The sequence below is a fragment of the Lactobacillus equicursoris DSM 19284 = JCM 14600 = CIP 110162 genome (assembly GCF_001434815.1).
In the GTDB taxonomy this organism is placed as follows: Bacteria; Bacillota; Bacilli; order Lactobacillales; family Lactobacillaceae; genus Lactobacillus; species Lactobacillus equicursoris.
In genome coordinates, this window is the sequence record NZ_AZDU01000127.1 from 1 (window position 1) to 587 (window position 587).

General features: G+C 40.7%; 1 protein-coding gene and 1 pseudogene. Both read right to left on the minus strand.

The window, feature by feature from the left end:
- Positions 1-6 precede the first annotated feature (6 nt).
- Complete coding sequence (locus FC20_RS10690) at positions 7-156, minus strand: hypothetical protein (RefSeq protein ID WP_008463468.1); 150 nt, start codon at positions 154-156, stop codon at positions 7-9.
- 204 nt (positions 157-360) lie between these two features.
- Positions 361-587: pseudogene (locus tag FC20_RS10545) on the minus strand (peptide ABC transporter substrate-binding protein); the annotation flags it as partial.

A 587-nucleotide genomic window follows, 5' to 3' on the forward strand; every position in this document is an offset into this window, starting at 1 on the left:
GCATGGTCAATTCGGCATGGTCAATTCGGCAGCTTCAGTCCAAGCCAATTTTTGTGGCTTGGAGCTGGATGAGCTGGATGATGAGCCACAGGCTGCCAAAAGTGCAGCTGCAGCCAGGGTTACAGAACCCGTTGCAAAGAGTTTACCTTTTCTCATAATTACACCTCGACTATTAGTTTCTCTTAAAAATTAGACAAAAGTTAAAAGCTATAAGATATATCTAATTATAGCAACTTTTTTCTAAGAATCAAACTTTTAATTAAACTTTTTTCTAAAAAATCTCAGAAAAGTTTCTAGCAAAGAAAAAGAACGCCATATGGCGTTCTTCTTCTCTTCATGTTTGACTAGTCTGTTAAGAAATTACTTGATGTAGGCAGTCTTGAAGTTCCAAGTACCACGGTTTTGGATGACGTTCTTAACGCTTGGACGGATCATCCAAACATTAGTGTCGTAGTAAAGTGGTGATACGCCGACGTCGTTCAGCAGGATTTCTTCAGCCTTGGTCAAGTCGCTCCAGCGCTTTGAGCTAGAAGCAGTAGTCTTAGAATCAGCAACGAGCTTGTCGTATTGGCTGTTCTTCCACTTAC

Excerpts from the sequence above, each read along its gene's own strand:
- FC20_RS10690 (WP_008463468.1), bottom strand. The coding sequence starts at position 156 with ATGAGAAAAGGTAAACTCTTTGCAACGGGTTCTGTAACCCTGGCTGCA.